We start from the raw sequence: 745 nt of genomic DNA, 5'->3' as shown, positions 1-745 counted from the left end.
GTCGGCTTCCGCCTCCGCGCCGGCATCGCGCCCGGCATCCGCTCGCGACCACGCCTCGGCCAGCAGCCGGTACGACGCGACGCGCGCCTCGTGGTCGTGCGTGATGGTCGTGACGAGCAGCTCGTCGGCGCCCGTGACGCGCTGCAGCGTCTCGAGCAGGCCGACGACCGTCTCGGGGGAGCCGACGAACCGGGTGTCGAGGCGGTCCTGCACTGCCGCGAGCTCGATGGCGCCGAGCTCAGCGTCGGGCAGGGCGTGCTCCGGGCTCGGGTACGGCACCGCGCCCTGGCCCTCGCGGATGGACAGCACCCACTCGGCATAGCCCGCCGCCAGGCGCCGCGCCGCGGCGTCCGTCTCGGCGACGACCACGTCGACCGACACGATCGTGTGCGGCCGCTCGAGCTCGGCGGACGGCTGGAAGTGGGCGCGGTACTCGGCGAGCGACTCGATCACGCCGCTGGGTGCGACGTGGTAGTTGGCGCCGTACCGCAGGCCCAGGCGGCCCGCGATGCGGGCGCTCTCGCCCGCCGTGGAGCCGTGGATCCAGACCTGCACGCCACTGCCCTCGGCGGGCTGCACGGTCACGGGGATGCCGTCGCCGACGTAGCCGCCGCCGCGTGTAGTCGGGCGCAGAGACATTTTCGAGCTTCTTCTTCTGGGGCGCGGTGGGCTTCATTGCGGGATTCAACGAGCGGTGGGCGACGAAACGTCGGCCGACCAGACTTCCCGGCACTCCGCCGCCAAT

General features: G+C 73.2%; 1 protein-coding gene. It reads right to left on the bottom strand.

Annotated elements, in window-relative coordinates; genetic code table 11:
• Nucleotides 1–639, bottom strand: a 639-nt coding sequence (locus GH736_RS23780) for an LLM class flavin-dependent oxidoreductase (protein WP_159607563.1), incomplete at its 3' end; no start/stop codon positions are given.
• Nucleotides 640–745 lie beyond the last annotated feature (106 nt).

The sequence above is a fragment of the Agromyces humi genome, from assembly GCF_009720255.1.
In the GTDB taxonomy this organism is placed as follows: domain Bacteria; phylum Actinomycetota; class Actinomycetes; order Actinomycetales; family Microbacteriaceae; genus Agromyces; species Agromyces humi.
The sequence above is the reverse complement of the archived record's forward strand: the minus strand, read 5'-3'. Positions and strand labels throughout refer to the sequence as shown.